At 67.6% G+C, this 17,434-nt stretch carries 12 protein-coding genes; 3 read left to right on the top strand and 9 right to left on the bottom strand.

The genetic code is table 11. From position 1 onward, the window contains the following. Positions 1-170: 170 nt before the first annotated feature. The 3 genes from ACLQ3C_RS00560 to ACLQ3C_RS00550 form a co-directional block, all read right to left on the bottom strand. Entirely contained in the window at positions 171-773 is a 603-nt protein-coding gene (locus ACLQ3C_RS00560; protein WP_425702486.1) for a dihydrofolate reductase family protein, read from the bottom strand. Continuing rightward, positions 773-1,714: a helix-turn-helix domain-containing protein gene (locus tag ACLQ3C_RS00555; protein ID WP_425702913.1), complete on the bottom strand. Its 942-nt coding sequence runs from the start codon at positions 1,712-1,714 to the stop codon at positions 773-775. The genes ACLQ3C_RS00560 and ACLQ3C_RS00555 overlap by 1 nt, the downstream gene beginning before the upstream one ends. A 130-nt stretch (positions 1,715-1,844) precedes the next feature. Next, complete coding sequence (locus tag ACLQ3C_RS00550) at positions 1,845-2,510, bottom strand: PaaI family thioesterase (RefSeq protein WP_425702484.1); 666 nt, start codon at positions 2,508-2,510, stop codon at positions 1,845-1,847. Between the two features lie 110 nt (positions 2,511-2,620). Here ACLQ3C_RS00550 and ACLQ3C_RS00545 point away from each other — a divergent pair, with 110 nt between their 5' ends. Then, the gene (locus ACLQ3C_RS00545; protein WP_425702483.1) at positions 2,621-3,448 is read left to right on the top strand and encodes a crotonase/enoyl-CoA hydratase family protein; all 828 of its coding nucleotides are present in this window, start codon (positions 2,621-2,623) and stop codon (positions 3,446-3,448) included. Positions 3,449-3,459: 11 nt separating this feature from the next. On the opposite strand, the gene ACLQ3C_RS00540 is transcribed toward ACLQ3C_RS00545, so the two are convergent. Next, positions 3,460-3,933, bottom strand: a complete 474-nt coding sequence (locus ACLQ3C_RS00540; RefSeq protein ID WP_425702481.1) for a nitroreductase family deazaflavin-dependent oxidoreductase — start codon at positions 3,931-3,933, stop codon at positions 3,460-3,462. 166 nt (positions 3,934-4,099) lie between these two features. Between ACLQ3C_RS00540 and ACLQ3C_RS00535 the strand changes: the two genes are divergently transcribed. After that, complete coding sequence (locus ACLQ3C_RS00535; RefSeq protein ID WP_425702480.1) at positions 4,100-4,633, top strand: hypothetical protein; 534 nt, start codon at positions 4,100-4,102, stop codon at positions 4,631-4,633. Positions 4,634-4,653: 20 nt separating this feature from the next. Here the strand turns inward: ACLQ3C_RS00535 and ACLQ3C_RS00530 are convergent, their stop codons facing one another. Then, the gene (locus tag ACLQ3C_RS00530) at positions 4,654-5,682 is read right to left on the bottom strand and encodes a hypothetical protein (protein ID WP_425702479.1); all 1,029 of its coding nucleotides are present in this window, start codon (positions 5,680-5,682) and stop codon (positions 4,654-4,656) included. Beyond that, complete coding sequence (gene htpG / locus ACLQ3C_RS00525) at positions 5,679-7,661, bottom strand: molecular chaperone HtpG (protein WP_425702477.1); 1,983 nt, start codon at positions 7,659-7,661, stop codon at positions 5,679-5,681. Before htpG ends, ACLQ3C_RS00530 begins: the two co-directional genes overlap by 4 nt. Positions 7,662-7,854: 193 nt before the next feature. On the opposite strand from htpG, the gene ACLQ3C_RS00520 reads away from it, so the two are divergent. Further along, positions 7,855-8,607: a PIG-L family deacetylase gene (locus tag ACLQ3C_RS00520; protein ID WP_425702475.1), complete on the top strand. Its 753-nt coding sequence runs from the start codon at positions 7,855-7,857 to the stop codon at positions 8,605-8,607. Between the two features lie 37 nt (positions 8,608-8,644). Here ACLQ3C_RS00520 and recD read toward each other — a convergent pair whose 3' ends face one another. The 3 genes from recD to recC are packed head-to-tail and all read right to left on the bottom strand — an operon-like array spanning position 8,645 to position 17,426. Beyond that, positions 8,645-10,582, bottom strand: a complete 1,938-nt coding sequence (gene recD, locus ACLQ3C_RS00515; protein WP_425702473.1) for an exodeoxyribonuclease V subunit alpha — start codon at positions 10,580-10,582, stop codon at positions 8,645-8,647. Next, entirely contained in the window at positions 10,579-14,013 is a 3,435-nt protein-coding gene (locus ACLQ3C_RS00510; RefSeq protein ID WP_425702471.1) for a UvrD-helicase domain-containing protein, read from the bottom strand. Before ACLQ3C_RS00510 ends, recD begins: the two co-directional genes overlap by 4 nt. Then, a complete protein-coding gene (recC, locus tag ACLQ3C_RS00505; RefSeq protein WP_425702469.1) occupies positions 14,010-17,426 on the bottom strand; it encodes an exodeoxyribonuclease V subunit gamma in 3,417 nt (1,138 codons plus the stop codon). The genes ACLQ3C_RS00510 and recC overlap by 4 nt, the downstream gene beginning before the upstream one ends. Positions 17,427-17,434: the final 8 nt, after the last annotated feature.

Below are 17,434 nucleotides of genomic sequence, written 5' to 3'. Positions count from 1 at the left end.
ACAACCGACGCACCCTACGCCTCGACAGCGCTGCCTGACCACACTGGCCGCCTGAAACAGGCCTGCCCACAAGACTTCCCGACCCCCGCACCCGGCCCGCCGGGACCGCAACTGTTGTTTGAGAACTTCATAGGGCGCGGCCCCGGACTCAGTACGACCCCGAGCCGAAGTCACCGAACCGGATCGCGGGGACCGACGACTTCGTAACGGGCGCAGAGGAATGCTTCATTCCGGGCGTAGTCGACCAGCGTCAGGTCGAAGGCCTCGGTGAACAGGGGGCGTCCGCTGCCGAGGGTGACCGGAGCGATCGACACGATGATCTCGTCGAGCATGCCTGCTCTGGCGAATTGGGCGGCGAGACCACCTCCCCCGACGATCCACACGTCTTTACCGGCCGCAGTGTCGTCGATGTCCGCCCGCAGGGACGACGGGTCGCCGGATACCACGCGAATCGTCGCGGACACCGGGTCGAGAGCGCGATGGGTGAACAGAAAGGTCGGTACCGTATACGGCCACGGGCGCCCCTGTGCCAACTCGTTGTCCAATAGCCCCAGTTCGTTCTCCAATAGCCCCAGTTCGTTCTCCAATAGCCACTGGTACGTGGTGGCTCCCATCACGATGGCACCGATGTCGCCGATGAAGTCGGAATGATTCATCGGGCCGTTCTCGTCGATCGGCTGGCTCAGCAACCAGCTCAGGTCGTCATGGTCGTCAGCGAGATACCCGTCGAGTGTCATCGCGGTGTAGTACCGCCAGCGCGTCGAGTCGGTCATCACAATCCTCCAGAATGTCTGCGGTGCCAGATGATCAGGTCAGGGTCATGTTCGGGCGCCGACATGTCGAGGCCGGCGTCGACGAGCATCATCCGCAACAGCATCCGGCGGTGCGCTGCGAAAGTCATTACATGTGAGACGATTTCGGACAGCAAAAAGGATTGGGGCGGATCACAGATCGCATCGATCACGCGGTCCGACCACGTTCCGCGCCGGTCGATGTCGCGAATCAGCGACAACCATCGTCCCGCAACCTGATGATGAAGCGCCACCAGCGAATCCAGGTCGCCCGTTTCGGTCTCGGGCATGTCGCTGCCCTCGATGGCCGTCAGCCACGGGACCTTGTCGGTGACGAGATGGATCAGCACATGCTCGACGGAATCGTCGGATTCCGGCCAGCGGACGATCCGGTTGCCGGGCAATCGGATCCGCGAATAATCCGCCCGATCGAGCTGCTTGGCGGCATCCAGGAGAACAGCGGTGTCGTCGAGGTCATGGCGCACCATCAACGCCACCACATTGCCGGCAGTATCTGCACTCGACGCCGAACCCTCCACGTATAACCCGGTGGGCGAATGGAAGTGGATTCCGTTGGGTGCAGGTAGCCAGTGTCCGCGTCCCGGGTCGTCTCCGGCCGCACTCGGCGGATGTCCGTATGCGCGGGCGAAGGCCCGGCTGAATCCCTCGACACTCTCGTAGCCGGAATCAAAGGCGACGTCGGTGACGCGGTGACCGCGCCGCAGGTACCAGGCCGCCCGCTCGAGCATCACCCGCCGGCGCATCGCCACCGGAGACTCCCCCGCAAAGCGGCTCACCTGCCTGTTGAAGTGGAACTCCGAGGCATGCACGCTCGCGGCCATCCCGGCCAATGACGTGTTGCCGTCGTCGAGTACCGCGTCGAGGAGTTCACGAACCCGGTCGCGATCGCCCGGAACCGTCATCGGATCGCCCATGTCGTCATGGCATCCAGTATCGGCCGCGCATGCCCTCTTGTGCTTGACCGTTCTTGCCCACCCCGGCTCCCGCATGGGCGGTCACCACCGGCCTCCGCGCGTCACCGGTCCCCGAGGGTCAACCATCACCGAGAGACTTCCGGAGCTTCTCGGCGGCGTCGGTCTCGCGCGCCCACCGCGGCAGGATGAAGATGCCCTCGGCCTCCGCGGTGATCCCCTCCTCGGTCATGATCCGCCCGGCCGCAATGGATTTGACTCCTTCGACCCGATCCAGCCACGCCTCGGCGCGAACCTTGCCCAGCTTGGTGCCTTGCCGATAACGGATGGTCAGCGTGCCCGTCATACCGGGATGCCCGGAGTGGTCGGCGGCCGAGCCGAGGATCTGATCGAGGATCGCCGCCAGAATTCCGCCGTGTACCAGTCCGGCGGGCCCCTCATAGGCCGGCCCCAATTCGAATTCCGACCACGTGAGCTCGCCGTCATGGTTCAGCACCACCGGCGGGGCCACCGGGTTGCGCGTCCCGATGACGGCATTCCCCCACGTCCGCTTGGCGCCGTCGCGGGTGAACCGGGCACCGAAGGAGTCCTCGTCGAGGCGAACCGCCCGCAAGATCTCGGTGGCGGCCTCGATGTGCCGGACGGCTTCGGCGGCCGCATCGGCCTCCACCTCGGTGAGCACCGTCGCCGAGATCAGGGCTCGCACCTCGGCCGCGAGGGTCTGGGCCACCTGGGTCCGTTCGCGCAACTCGTCGGGACCGAGGTCCTCCAGAAAGTAGCCGCTCATGACGTTTTGAACTCCGTTCTCCGCGCCGATCGGGCGACGCATGGCCACCCCCCGTTGTAACAGCCGCAGTCGATGCGTATGCGAGATGGCCACTCGGTAGCCTCATATCCATGAGTGACGAACAGTGGAAGGCCTTCGAGGTCTCGGTCACCGACCATGTCGCCGAGGTGACGCTGATCGGTCCAGGCAAGGGCAACGCGATGGGCCCGGATTTCTGGGCCGAGCTTCCGGTGCTCTTCGCCGGGCTCGACGCCGACGACGACGTCCGGGCGATCGTCCTTCGTGGATCGGGAGATCACTTCTCCTACGGTCTCGATCTCGCGGCGATGGGCGGTGACCTCGCGCCGGTTCTTGCCGACGGTGCCAAAGCCAAGGCGCGCACCGACTTCCACGGCGTGGTCCGACGAATGCAGGCGTCGATCACCGCCGTCGCCGACTGTGGCACGCCGGTGATCGCGGCCGTGACCGGTTGGTGCATCGGTGGCGGCGTGGACCTGATCACCGCCGCCGACATCCGGTATGCCAGCGCCGACGCCAAGTTCAGCGTGCGCGAGGTACGGGTCGCGATGGTCGCCGACGTGGGCAGTCTTGCCCGCCTGCCCGGGATCATCGGCGACGGCCATCTGCGTGAACTGGCTTTGACCGGCAAAGACATCGATGCGGCCCGCGCCGAACGGATCGGACTGGTCAACGACGTCGCGCCGACACCTGCGGGGGCGTTGGAGATCGCTCGCGCAACCGCACGCGAGATCGCCGACAATCCCCCGCTGGTGGTCGCGGGGATCAAATCGGTCCTCGACCATTCGCGCAACGCCGCGCAGGCCGACAGCCTGCGATACGTTGCCGCATGGAACGCCGCGTTCCTGCCGAGTGACGACCTCACCGAGGCCGTCACTGCCATTTTCGAGAAGCGCAAGCCCCGCTTCAGCGGGTCGTGACCGCCACGCGTCTACTCCTCGGGCGTGAGCTCGAAGACGGGGATCACCCGATCGGTTCGCATTTCGTAGAGATCGAAGTTCGGCCACACCGCCCGCAGTTCCTGCCAGGCGCCGGCGCGCGCGGTGTCGTGGAGTTCTGTCACTCGTACAGGACGGATCTCTCCGTGGTCGATGATCTCGGCGGTGTCGGTGGCGCGCAGGTTGTAGACCCATTGGGGGGTGGCGGTCCCGCCGAAATATGATCCGGCGATCAGCCAGGCACCGTCGGCGCGAGGCACGGCCAGCAGCCGGGTACGACGTACCACCCCGCTGCGCCGTCCCGCGACGATCACGGTGGTGCTCGGTAGACCGGCGATGTCGAGCAGACCGTACCGTTCACCAGTGATCTTACGTAACGCGTTGTCACACTGAACGATTCGCGGCAAGTACCGGGGCATCCACGAAATCGATCCAACCCGGATGGCCACGGGGGTGAGCAGTCCCATAGCTCTCAGTCTGGCACGGTCCATGACAGCTCCGACGACACCACCCACCTCACCCGGGCAAACGACCGCGACATGGTGGATTGCCCACCCCGAAAGGTCAAGCACGCCATCCACACCTGTGGACGGGCCCGGCCGCTGCATCGCATCCGGCGCGCAGGATCTGTCCATGACCCACGAAAACCACAGCACCCCCGCCACATCGACCTCGAACCCGCCCGGCGTGCCCGACGACGGACGACCCGACCGCGATCCGATCCCGCCGACCGCGGTCGCGAAGCTGCCGTTCCACGATGCCGCCGAACTCCGTGAACGTTGGCGCGCCCTGTTGGGGGAGCTGGGATTCAGTGAGCCGACACTCTGGTTCGTGTTCGTCGAGCGCGGTACGCAACTGATCCCGGCACTGAGCACTCTGCCACTCCCCGACACCCCGAACCGGCACCTGATGGACATGCTGTTGCGTCGCCTGGGCGAAACGATATCCGCGACAGACGATCTGTCGGTGGCGTGCCTGCTGACCCGTCCGGGTTCGGATGGTCTCACCGCACGCGACCGCGGCTGGGCGTCGATGATCACCGACGCGGCCGTCCGTCGGCGGGTGCCGCTGCTGCCGCTGTTTCGGGCCAACGACATCAACGTCGTGGCTGTACCCGGCGCGCCGGGTGGCGAGGCACTGCCGGAGCCTCTGGAAGCGGCCGCGTAGTTCCACCGCCCCGAAGACACTCACCCATCGGGTGAGTAGACCGGGACCGGTCGCGCCGCGAGGTCGACGGAACCCACCATCGGTTGGGACACGTCGTCGTCGGCGGAACCGCCGTAGGTCGCGGTGTAGCGGGCCCGCCAGGTGACGCTGCCGAATATCGACACCTGTGTCGGGGTGGCCTGATCGATGTCGGTCACCAGGTCGTCGAGCCCGACCGGCGCGCTCCACCGGACCGACGAGACGACCGCCGAACGGTACAGCCGCTGCACGCAGCCGGGCCGGTCGGTCGAGGCATCGGCCTCCACGGAGCCGGCGCACCGGTCCAGATAGCCGCGGACGGCGGCATCCGACGCGGCCGTCCCGGCGTCGGTCAGCGCGACGGCGGGGGTGACGCGGGTGACCGGCGCGTTCCCACCGGTCACGTCCGATCGACCTGTCACCCGCAGGTAGCGATTGCCCGAGCCCCAAACGAGCCGACCCGGAAAAACGTACACGGTGCGCGCTCCGGTCGTCGGGCGGCCGAGCAAGGTCAAGCCGGGAATCCTCGTCGCGGATATCTCGACCCGGGCGAACCCGTCGGCCACCAGCCACCGCTCGCCGGCCCGCACAACCCGGTACGTCGTGTGCACCGCGCGGTCACCGATGCGGAAACCGGCGTCGACGAGCAGCGCTGCGTCCTCGGCCCTCCCGGTATCCGCGGTGGCCGTCGAGTTCGACACTGCCGAGGAAGTGTGAGCCGCCCGCTCGTGTACCGAGATATCGGTGATCGCGGCGCCGGCGTGTTGTCGGGCAGACGCGTCACGGCCCAACAGTTCGACCGACGGCGGTGGCGACATCAGGCGCAGCGCGCCAGGGCTGTCCGCGTCGGCGACCGCACCCAGAAACGCACGCACGGTGGCAACCGGGGTCCCCGGCGCGCCCGACGAGCCGGAGTCACGTGTGAACACCAGTGTCACAACGAGACTCACCACGCCCACCACCAGCAGGGCGGCGCCGGCGATCCACCAACTCGTGGACCGGCGCCGCCCTACAGTGGCGGCCTTGCTCACGCCTGTGATGCTCCTCCGAGGGAGTCGGTGAGTTCGGCTGCGAGCAGGCGGGAGAACGCTGCCGGGTCGTCGAGTTCGCCGCCCTCGGCGATCAGCGCCATCCCATAGACCAGCTTGGCCTTCTCGGTCAGCCCATCGTGATCCCCGGCGGCGTCGAACGCCTTGTTGAGGCCGACGACCAGCGGGTGATCAGCGTTGAGTTCGAGTGCCCGCTTGGTCTTGGGGACCTCTTGTCCGGAGGCTCGATACAGCTTCTCCAACTGCGGCGACATCGAGAAGTCATCGCCGACGAGACATGCGGCCGACTCGGTGAGTCGCTTGGACAGCCGGGCCTCGGTGATGTCGTCGGAGAGCGTCTCGCCCAGCCACGACAACAGGCCCTCGAACTCCTTGGTCTTCGCGTCGTCGGTGGAGTCCTCCGACTCCTTCTCGCCGTCGAGTTCGTCGAGATCGACCGCACCCTTGGCGACCGAACGGAACTGCTTGCCCTCGAACTCCAGACCGGCGCCGACCCACATCTCGTCGACCGGGTCGGCGAGGATCAGGACCTCGATTCCCTTGGCGCGGAATGCCTCCAGATGCGGGGAGCTCTCGATCTGCTGACGTGACTCACCGGTCATGTAGTAGATCGAATCCTGCTTCTCCGGCATCCGGCCGACGTAGTCGGCCAGCGAGGTCAGCTCCTCCTCGCTCTCGGTGGACGCGAACACCGAAGCCTTGAGGATCGCGTCGCGGTTGTCGAAATCGTTGACCAGACCTTCTTTGAAGACGCGACCGAAGGTCGACCAGAACGTCTGGAAGTCCTCCGCGCGAGCCGACCGCAGCTCGCTGATGGTCGAGATGATCTTCTTGGTCAGGCGGCGGCGGATGGCACGGATCTGCCGGTCCTGCTGCAGGATCTCGCGGGACACGTTCAGCGACAGGTCGGCCGCGTCGACGACCCCCTTCACGAACCGGAGGTACTCGGGGATCAGCTCCTCGCAGTCATCCATGATGAACACGCGTTTGACGTAGAGCTGGATGCCGACGTTGCGTTCCCGCATGAACAGGTCGAACGGTGCCTGCGTCGGAATGAACAGCAGCGCCTGGTATTCGAAGGTGCCCTCGGCTTTGAGGGTGATGATCTCCAGCGGCTTGTCCCAGGCGTGGGAGACGTGCCGGTAGAACTCCTCGTATTCCTCGTCGGAGACCTCGTCACGCGAACGCGCCCACAGCGCCTTCATCGAGTTGATGGTCTCGGGCTCGACGGTGGTGACCGTGGTGGGCTCGCCGCCCTCTTCCTCGGCCGGGGTGGTCGTGGTCTTCTCCACGTCCATCCGGATCGGCCAGCCGATGAAGTCGGAGTACTTCTTGACCAGCGAGCGCAGCGTCGCCGGATCGGTGTAGTCGTGCAGATCGTTCTCCGTGTCGACCGGCTTGAGCGCCAACGTGACCGACGTGCCCTGTGGCGCGTCGGCGACCTCGTCGATGGTGTAGGTGCCGTCACCGGTCGACGACCAGCGGGTTCCGGAGGTCTCACCGGCCTTGCGGGTCACCAGGGTGACGGTGTCGGCGACCATGAACGTCGAATAGAAGCCGATACCGAATTGCCCGATGAGTTCCTCGGTGGCCGAACTGTCCTTCGCCTCGGCGAGCTTCTTGCGCAATTCGGCGGTACCCGACTTGGCGAGCGTGCCGATGAGCTCGACGACGTCGTCACGGGTCATGCCGATCCCGTTGTCGGCGATGGTCAGGGTTCGCGGGCCGGTGCCGTCATCGCCGGGCTGCTGTGCGTCGAGGGTGATGTGCAGGTCCGACGTGTCGACGTCGAGATCCTTGTTCACCAACGACTCCAGCCGCAGCTTGTCCAGCGCGTCGGACGCGTTGGAGATCAACTCGCGCAGGAAGCTGTCCTTGTTCGAGTAAATCGAGTGGACCATCAGGTCCAGAAGCTGCCGGGTCTCGGCCTGGAATTCTCTGGTTTCGGATGCGGTACTCATCGACGACCTCCACGGATGACTGATCACATATCCCTACCTCGCAGCCGACGGACTCGGGTCAGGGAACAACGTCGCAGTTTAGCGAGACGGCGACACAGTACGGTGAACAGGGTGCAATCATCCGTGCACGTCTGGCTTCACAGCGTCGCTGGACCGGGGCTGTTGCCAATGACGAGGGAGGGTGTCACCGCTGATGACGGTACCTCGACTGATGTGCGTGCACGCCCATCCTGATGACGAATCACTGTGGACCGGCGGAACGATCGCACGTCACGTCGAACGCGGCGGAGACGTATCGGTGGTCACCGCGACGTGGGCCACGGGCACCTCCCGGCACCGCGAACTGTGCAATGCACTCAAAGAGCTCGGGGTCTCCAGAGACCCGATCATGCTCGGGTACGCCGACGACGGTGTGCCGGTGTCGGCGCCGGGAATCGGTAAGTTCTGCGACGTCAGCTTCGATAGCGAGGTACGGATGCTCGTGGGCCACATCCGCCGGCTACGCCCGGAGGTCTTGATCACCTACGATCCGGTCGGGATCTATGGCCACCGTGATCATGTGCACGCACATCGGCTGGCGCTCGCTGCTGCCGACGCCGCCGGGGCCGCGATGCTGCACCGCAGCACCGGCCCGGCGTGGCGGGTGCGCTCGGTGTATATGTCGACCATCGCCGACTGGATGGTCGAGGACGTCGCCGATGACTTCTTTCCGACCATCTCCCGCTACGCACTGCCCGGAACACCGCCGTCGGACATCGATCTGGAGCTCGACGTGTCGGCGTGGGTGAAGCGCAAGGCCGCCGCCGTGGCCGCACATCGCTCGGAAGTCGAGCGCAGCCAGATGATCGCCAAGCTGATGGCACTGCCCACTCAACGCCTCGACCGACTGTTCGGCACCGAATGCTACATCCGACGTGACCTCGTCCATGGTGGCTGCGAGCTTTGACACTCGTTGTGTAACAATCACTTCCACGCGTATGGTCCTACCATGTCGGCGGGTTGGCGAGTGCCGAGCGCAACCCACTCGCCCGGTGCACGCGGCGTCCGACCGCGGCACGCAACGTCTCCGGGCTGCCGACAATCCGTACCCGCGTCTTCGCGCGGGTGATGGCGGTGTAGAGCAACTCTCGCGTCAGCAGCGGCGAATCGGCCGGTGGCAGGACAACGGTCACCGCGTCGAACTGACTGCCCTGACTACGATGGATGGTCATCGCATACGCCCACATCGTGTCCGCGAGTCGAGCCGGCGGGATGAACACCGGATCGCTGAACTCACTGCGCCGGAAGGCGACGGTCAACGCCGGTTCCCCTTCGCCGGCGGACGGGGCGGACTGTTCCGACAGCAGAGCGACCGCCACCCCGCAGTCACCGTTGAACACCTTGTTCTGCCGATCGTTCGCGGTCACCAGAATCGGTACGCCGGGCGCCGGGATCGCCGCCTCGACATTCACGACCGGATGCCCAGGCACATCGTTGAGCCACTCAGTGATCTGGCGCGACCAGCCCTGCACACCCCACTGCCCCTCCCGGTGCGCACACAGCACCCGATGGGAGTCGAGAATTCGCAACGCGCCCTGCGCATCGGCGGTGCGCGCCGCCGACCACAAGGCCGTGCCCCAGGCGACGATGTCGTCTCGGATCGCGGGCTCGTCGGCGTCGACCAGCGTGACGTCGTCGAAGTCGCCCGACCCGATGAGTTCGAGGACTCCGTCGGCGTCGCCGGCGTTGACCGCGGTGGCCACGGCGGCGATGCCATCCCGATTGCGGAAGTTGCGGGTCAGCTCGACGATGCCGTCGGCCAGGCGTGGCCGCTCGGCGACGGTGATGCCAGACTCGTCGGCGAGGCCGGCGGTCACCGCGTCGAGTGCGGTGCCACTCGGTTCGCGTTCGACGAGGTCGGCGAGGACCGCACCGGCCTCCACGGAGGCGAGTTGATGCGGGTCGCCAACGAGGATCAGTCGCGCGTCCGGACGTACCGCCTCGAGTAGGTGACTCATCGCGGTCACCGAGAGCATCGACGTCTCGTCGACCACGACCACGTCGTGCGGCAACCGATTGGTGCGGCCGTAGCGGGGCCGCGAACCCGGACGCCATCCCAGCAGTCCGTGGACGGTCACCGCATGGACCGATGGGGCGGCGACGTCACCGTGCGCGCCGGTGCCCGTGCCGGTCCCGAGTGCCCGCCGCATACCGTCGAGCGAGGCCTGCAGTTGCGCAACGGCCCGCCCGGTCGGCGCACACACGGCGACATGCAGACGCGCCGAGCCGAGCCGTTCGAGCACCGCGAGGATGCGGGCGACCGTGTAGGTCTTGCCCGTTCCCGGGCCGCCGGTCAGCACCGAGGTCCAGCGCGTCGCGGCGACCGCGGTCGCCAGCCGCTGCCGCGGCGCGACGTCGGCGGTGCCGGCGAACACGTCGTCGACGGCGCGCAGGATCTCCTCGACCGATGCGCCCGGCGCCGATTCGGAGCGCTCGGCGAGAACGGTGCGGATGACCTGTTCCTGCTGGAAGTACTTGCGTAGGTACACGAGTGGTCCATCCGCGGAGTCGGCGACGACCAGCGGCCGCAGCGGTCCGCCCGCGCCGCCCCGAACCAGGGGGCTCGACCGGAGCGCGGTGATCATGGCCTCCGGCGAGGGCAGCGCGATCGCGGGCATCGCCGGATCGGTGGTGTCGCCGATTGGTTCTGCGACGTCACGCGGCGCCAGGCAGGTCGATCCGAGGCGCACTGCGCGCACGGCAAGCGCCGTCACCAGCTGAGCGGTGTCGGACACCGGTTCCCCGCACATGCCGACCAGCCGGGTGGCCACGTGGATGTCGGCGGCGTCGAGTATCCCGGCCGCCATGGCCTGGTGCAGCAGTCCGGCCGCCGCGATCCCGTGCGGCTCGGCAGCGATCGCCGAGGGTGGCGTGGTGGTCATCGTTGTCCTTCCGCCAGCAGATCCGATAGGGCGATGACCAGTTCCGGCGGCACCGACCATTCGAAGACGCCGCAACCCGGTGGCGTCGCCGGCCCGGCCATGCCCCGGACGAAGTGATATTGCACCGGCCCCAGATGCCGGGATGGGTTGTATCCGGTCAGCCGCCAGCGCAGATACCGATGCAACGCAACCGAATACAGCAGTGCCTGGAGCGGATAGTGCGAGCGGATCATCTCCGCGGCCATGGCCTCGTTCGAGAAGTCCTCGACCACGAGCTCCCCCGGGCGCAGCCGGTTGGTCTTGTAGTCGACGACGACGTATCGGCCGTCGGGGGTCCGCAGCACCGAATCGATGCTGCCGGTGAGGAATCCGCGCAATCGCTGCGGCGGCAACAACGTCAGTACCTGCGCGTACGGGCGCAGCGGATCGCCGAGCGGCAGCAGTTCACGCATCAGGTCGCCGATCGCCGACAGCGTGGCACCGTCCCGGTGGGGCTCGAGGGGCGCGCCACCGGAGCCCAGCGGCATCTCGAAGTCGAGTTCGGCCAACCGATCTCGCGGGCCGATTCCCCACAGGTCACCGAATCCGAGCGGAGTGGTCAACACTTTCTCGAGCGCCCCGGTCAGTGCATCCACATCCACCGGGAGCGCATACCGGGCCGCCGACCGTTCACAGAGTTCGCGGACATGCGCGGCCCGGTCGGGCGCGGAGGTGTCGACATACTCCAGCGTCTCGTGTACGAGCGTGCCGAAAGCCGCACCGAACGGCATGCCGTTCATCGGCGACGGCGTGCCGTCCTCCGCAGATGCCGCCCCCGCGGCCGGACCGACCGGTGCCGGGTCACCGCTGTCTGCGGGCTCGTCGTCGACGGCTTGCGCCTCGGGCTCGGGTTCGCTGCCCGAGGTGAGCGGGCCCGCCATGGCGTGGCCGGCACCGGCCACGATCGCCGAGTAGGACGTGCGGCGCCAACCGCGGTCGATCCGCCCGGTGAACACCGCCGCTGCCAACTCTGCCTGCACCGGCCCGGCGTCCCCGGATTCCCAGCGGCCCGGAACGAGGCCGCCCGCCGACTCCACACTGATCGTGTCGGAACCCGCGCCGAGTTGCTGTAGCCGGCTCGCGCATTCGTCCGGATCGGGTACCCGTACCGATTCGCCGACGTCGGTACCCGGGGCCATGTACCCGGCCGGATGCCCGAACAGCAGGCGGTGCAGAGCCGATTCGCTGGTGCCGCGCGACGGCGCCCACCACATGACCACCTGTGAGCCCGCGCGCGTCAAGGCCACGTAGAACTTGCGCAGATCCTCGCCGGCATCCTCGGCGACGCTGCGGCGCAGGCGTTCCGGGCGTCCGGTCGTATCCACCCCACCGACGTCGACATGACGGCGCCCGTCCTCGTCGTGGTACCGGAAGGTCTTCGGCCTGGAGTTACGCGCACCGTCCCAGCCGAAGGGCACGTAGACGATCGGGAACTGCAGACCCTTACTCGCGTGCACGGTCATGATCTGTACGACCTGGGTGTCGCGGTCGAGCCTGCGCGTCTGTTCTTCGGAACGGCGCCACAACGATTCGTCGCCGATCCGGTCGGCCAGCCACTCCCCCAGCGTGGTGAGCCCGCAATCGTTCTCGACGACATGGCGATTGCACACCGTCGACACCTGCAGCAGATCGGTGAGCCTGCGTTCGCCGTCCTCCTGCGCCAGCACCCGCCCGGCGACGCCGTTGTCGGTAAGTAGGCGCTGCGCCATCGCGGCAAATCCGCCCTCGTCGAAAACCCTTGCCAGATCGCCGAATCGAGCGGCGAGCTCGGTGAGTTCGGACTCGGCGGCGGCGGCCAGTCCGGCGGCGGTCCAGCCGACGAGCGGCGTCATCGCCGCCAGCGCCACGCGGTCGGTCCGCGACGGCGACTCGATCGCCCGGATCAGCCACAACCAGTGCTGGGCACTCATCGTGGCGAAGACGCTGGTTCCGGTACCCACCACCGAACCGATGCCGTGGGTGGCCAGCGCATTCTGCAGCGGCTCGATGGTGCGATTCGCCGACACCAGGATCGCGATGTCACCGGGATGGACGGCCCGGGCACCCGCATCGGTCGTGATCTGCGTGCGCGAGGAGAGCAGTGCGGCGATGTCGGCGGCGACGTCGGCGATGACCGATTCCCGCACATCGTTGACCGACGCGAATGCGCTGTTGCGCATGGTGACCGGGAAGTCACCGTGGGTGAACCACCGCAGCCGCAACGAGGGAACCGCCGTGCCGTCCGCGGCTGCGAGGCGGCTCTGGGCCCGCTGCGCCGTGACCTCGTGCACGGTGATCTGATCGTTGCCCAGATTGGCCCCGCCGTACACCCGGAAGAGTGCGTCGACGAGGTCGGCGTCCGAACGCCGGTTCGTGTCGAGGGCCAGACGCTGCTGCGCGACGCGAACCGCGTCGAGGTAGCTGAGGATCTCCGCACCCCGGAAGGCATAGATCGACTGTTTGGGATCGCCGACCAGGACCAGCCGCCGGTGACCGTGGAAGCAGCGCCGCAGGATCTCCCACTGGAAGGGGTCGGTGTCCTGGAATTCGTCGACGAGGATCAATTCGAAGGTGTCGCGGATGCGTGCACACGCGTCGGCGCCGATCTGCCCGTCGGTGACGATGGCGTACAGGATCATCTGCAGATCGTCATAGGTACGCAGCCGCGACTCACGCTTTCGCTCCTCCACGAGCTTGCGGACGAGTCCGCAGAAGTTGACCCGTCGGGTGGCGACCAGATCGGCCGGGTGCGCGGCCGCACCGGCCCCGGTATCGGCCGGAACCAGGTCGACAGCCGGGTTTCGAACGGCTTCCTTCGCGATGATCACCGCGTCGTCGAAGGTGAACACCGGGTCCTCCGGGTCGCGGGCGAAGCCCCGCAGATAGAGATCGAGAGCGGTTTGTTCGACGAGATCGTCGACGTCCTCGACGATCTCGTAGATCAACTCCCGCTCGCCGAGGAACCCGAGGGCTTCGAGCATCCGGTTGCAGAAGGTGTGCGTGGTCGCGATGGTCGAGGCATCGAAGTCCGACAGGGCGCGTGCCAGCCGGTCCCGGCGAAGCGCGATCTCCTCGGCGGCACCGGTCAGGAGGAGTGTGACGAGTTCGTCGGCGTCGGAAGGCACCTCCCCGCGCGTCGAGGTGTCGATGGCGGTGAGCAGTCCGGTGAGTCGCTCGCGCATCCGTTCGCGGAGTTCGGCGGTCGCCGAGCGGCTGAAGGTGACCAGGAGCAGTTTGTCGATCGGCAGGCCCTCGGCGATGTGCCGCGCGGCGATACCGACGATGGCGTAGGTCTTGCCGGTGCCCGCACTCGCCTCCAGGACGGTGGTGTGCTCGTCGAGCGGTTCGGTGAGGTCGAAGGGACGTGGTGCATCGAGCCGGCCGCGGGCGACGCCGGTTGCCGGGAAGGTCATCGGATCTCCTCATGGGCGACGATCGGCTCCCAGATCCGCCCGGCGAGGGTGGTGAACACCGGCTCCCCCGCGGACATACCGACCTGCCCCCACACCGGGTCGTCGGGCACCCGTAACCGGGTCAGTTCGTCGAAGGCGACCGTTGTCGTCACGTCGCCGCCGTAGACCAGGCGCAGATAGGGATCGTTCTGTGCGCCGAACATCGACGCAAACCGGGTTTCGGCTGCGACCAGGGCGATTGAGTCCGAACTGCCCCCGGCGCGTTTGATTCCGTAGGCGGCCCCCGGATCGAGCGGCAGCGGCAGGACGGTCTGCAGGCCGAGCCGACGGATGGCGACGAGGTCGGCGAGCGTGGCCAGCGGGTCGTCGGGCGCCGCGAGCCGAACCGCGGTGATGCCGGGTGCCTTCCGGTCGGCGCGGCCGACGATCGTGATGGAGTCGACGGCCGCCCCGCCGACGGCACCACACCGGTGCGCGGCGGCGACCGCGACGAGCCGGATCCATGCGGCCAGACGTTGTTTGGCCCGCACTTTGGAGTAGGTGGCCTCGACGATGCCGTTGCCGAACACGCCGCCGACGCTGCCGTGCAGACGTGTCCCGCCGGGCAGATCGAGGACGAAGTCGCGGGTCGCCGGATCGCCCTGACGCAACCCGGCCGCGACCTCGTGGACCGCGGCCACCTGCCGCGAGATCCGGGTCAGCTCCCGCCGCCCGAACTCGGCAGGCGGCAATGTGCCGCGCCGCAACTCGGCCATCTGGCAGTCACGCAGATCGGCACCCGCCAGTGTCCGGGTCAACAGTCGGTCGCCGATCGCCCACTCGTCGAGACCGGCGAGTGCGACATCGAGGCGGTCGTCGTCGCCACGCTCGTCCTCAGGCATCCGGGCGCCGAGTCGCTGCCGGACGAATCCTTCGATCGGATTCGCGAAAAAAGCGACGAGCGAAGATAATTCGACGTCGTCGGTGGACTCCTCGAAATGGGTGCCGCGACGACCTTCGAGGTGGCTGTCGGCGATCCGGGCGGCCGGTCGCGTCGTCCCGCGCAGGGCACGTGCGCCGGCGAGCAACCCCTGATCGAAACTGAACGGTTCGGCGATGCCGCGGAACGCGCCCGGTTCGAAGTTGCGGGCGTCGAACCCGTGCAGCGTGTGGCGGCAGATCACGTCGTCGGATGGCATCGCGCACAGGGTGGCGACCGTCTCGGCGAGTTCGCTGATCACCACCGCAGGTGGTACCCGACTGCCCGACACCGGATCGGCACCGGTGTAGAACACGAGCAGATTCTCCTGCGCCGCCGTCAGCGCGTCGAGGAACAGTTGCCGGTCCTCGGCACGGGGATTGCGTTCGCCGAGCATGGGGACGCGGCCGAGGATATCGTCGCCGTCCACGCGCAGGGCGCGGGGGAACGCGTCGGCGTCGATACCGAGCAGCACGATCACCCGGTGTGGCACCGACCGCATCGGCACCAGGGTGCACACCGTCAGTTCACCGGTGCGAAAGTTGGCTCGGGTCGGCCGGCCGGCGATCATCATGGCGACGAGGTCACGGACGTCCGAAAGCCGCAGTGTGGCGGCCGGATCGCTCTGCCCGCGCTCGGCGTCCCCAGTGGTGGGCGACAGTGCCTCGGTGATCGCTCGGCGAGCCTGCGCCACCTGCCATTCCTCCCCGGGAGCGATGTCGGTGAGATCCTCGACGACGGCGATGAGCGTGTCGGTCCACTCGGCCGCAGGCGCGGTGGCGGTGAGTCGGGTCAGCAGCGAGGAGAGCCGATCGACGAATTCGATCAGCCGGCCGGCGAGGTCGATCTGAGTGCTCTCCACACCCTCCAGCGGCAGCGCGGTGCCGAGCCATTCGCCGTCGTCCTCCTCGGCGACCACACCGAGCGCGATCCGGTCCAGGCCGGCATCGAATGTCCCCTGCGGAAACCCGGACAGTTGGAATCGCGCTCGCTGCGTGTCGTCGATCCCCCACCGAATTCCACTGCGCGACAACCACTCCCGCACCCATTCCAGGTCGTCGTCGGACATCGCGAAGCGCCGGCGGACCGGCTCGAGGGCGAGGAGGTCGACGACCTCACCGGCGGTGACCCGCGCGGCGCCGAGTTCGACCACGGTGGCCACCACGTCGAGCACCGGGTTGAGGTGGCGCAGGCCGCGGTCGGCGAGCCGCACGCGCAGAGCGGCCGCGGGATGGTCGAGTCCGCTCTGCCCGAAGGCGCCGCGGATCAACGGGGCGAAGGTCTCCACGTCGGGGCACATGACGATCACGTCGCGTGGCTGCAGTGTCGGGTCGGCGCTGAACAGGTGCAGGACCCGATCGCGCAATGCCTCTACCTGGCGTTCGGGGCCATGACACGCGTGGATCTCGATCGAATCGTCGGCGGTACAGGTGCCGCGGTGCGCACGCGGATCGACGTCGTCGCGGATTCCGGCCTGTACCGCCGCCAGCACGGTCGTCGCGGGGCCGTCGGACGCCGCATGGTGGATGTCTCGATCCACCAGCGGCGCGACGGTCAGTTGCAATTCTTGGACATCGTGGGAAAGGCCGGCCAACAAGGGATTTCGCAACGATGGCGCACGCCACGAACTCCGCCGGCCATCGTCGGGGGCACCGGCGCCGGCGACCGCCCGCCACAGTGCCGGCCCGGGATGGGGAACGAAGAGGTGGACGTCACGGTGGACCGCCAGCGCCGCAGCCACCTGACGGAAGGTCTCGTTGACGCGGGTCGGCCCGAAGATCGACACCCGGTCCGGCAGGTCGACCGCCTGCGGATCGGCGCGTATCGCATCACACACGGCACCCATCCGTTCCACCGGATGCGGACTGCCGATCCGGTGACGCACCTCGCGCCAGAATCTCGGTTGCCACGACATGTCGACAGGCAACGACCCGCCTGCCCCGTCCTCCGACCCTCCCGCGGCCCAGTCGGCGAGCATGCCCGGACGCCGGCGTGCGTAGCGCTCGAAGAGATCGGCGATGTGGCGAGCGGTGGCATAGCGGCGTCCGGCCCGTCCGTCGTCGGATTCGTCCAGTGCACCGATATGCCGCGCGAGCATTCGCATCTGCGGGTCGGTGACGAGATCGTCGAGCACCGCCAGCACCGGCCAGCCCAATCCGTCGGAGCGCCAGTGCTCGGCAGGGGTGGTCGCGGTTTCCACACCGCCGATCGCATCGACGACCATGTCGGTCAGTGCGTTCGGTGAACAGAACCCGATGTTGGCGGCGATGCCGTCACCGCGGGCCGCCGAGGTCCCCAACCGACTCGCCAACCGCTGCGATAACCAGCGCTCGACGCCGCGGGCGGGTACTGCCACGAGTTCGGTGGCCATGGGATCCGACAGCGGGGTGGTCAACACCTCGGCGAGTGCGTCGGAAAGGACGTCGGTGCGTTCGGCACGGTGGAGCGCAAGCATAGCGAGTG

This window comes from Gordonia sp. DT30, from assembly GCF_049844915.1.
GTDB lineage: Bacteria > Actinomycetota > Actinomycetes > Mycobacteriales > Mycobacteriaceae > Gordonia.
Note: the sequence above shows the minus strand (reverse complement) of the source record. Positions and strands in the feature narration are given on the sequence as shown.

Bases quoted from the DNA above. Each gene is read 5' to 3' on its own strand.
- ACLQ3C_RS00540 (WP_425702481.1), bottom strand. From the start codon at position 3,933: ATGGGACTGCTCACCCCCGTGGCCATCCGGGTTGGATCGATTTCGTGG.
- ACLQ3C_RS00520 (WP_425702475.1), top strand. From the start codon at position 7,855: ATGACGGTACCTCGACTGATGTGCGTGCACGCCCATCCTGATGACGAA.
- htpG (WP_425702477.1), bottom strand. From the start codon at position 7,661: ATGAGTACCGCATCCGAAACCAGAGAATTCCAGGCCGAGACCCGGCAG.
- ACLQ3C_RS00545 (WP_425702483.1), top strand. From the start codon at position 2,621: ATGAGTGACGAACAGTGGAAGGCCTTCGAGGTCTCGGTCACCGACCAT.
- recC (WP_425702469.1), bottom strand. From the start codon at position 17,426: ATGCTTGCGCTCCACCGTGCCGAACGCACCGACGTCCTTTCCGACGCA.
- recD (WP_425702473.1), bottom strand. From the start codon at position 10,582: ATGACCACCACGCCACCCTCGGCGATCGCTGCCGAGCCGCACGGGATC.
- ACLQ3C_RS00560 (WP_425702486.1), bottom strand. From the start codon at position 773: ATGACCGACTCGACGCGCTGGCGGTACTACACCGCGATGACACTCGAC.
- ACLQ3C_RS00510 (WP_425702471.1), bottom strand. From the start codon at position 14,013: ATGACCTTCCCGGCAACCGGCGTCGCCCGCGGCCGGCTCGATGCACCA.
- ACLQ3C_RS00535 (WP_425702480.1), top strand. From the start codon at position 4,100: ATGACCCACGAAAACCACAGCACCCCCGCCACATCGACCTCGAACCCG.
- ACLQ3C_RS00550 (WP_425702484.1), bottom strand. From the start codon at position 2,510: ATGAGCGGCTACTTTCTGGAGGACCTCGGTCCCGACGAGTTGCGCGAA.
- ACLQ3C_RS00555 (WP_425702913.1), bottom strand. From the start codon at position 1,714: ATGACGGTTCCGGGCGATCGCGACCGGGTTCGTGAACTCCTCGACGCG.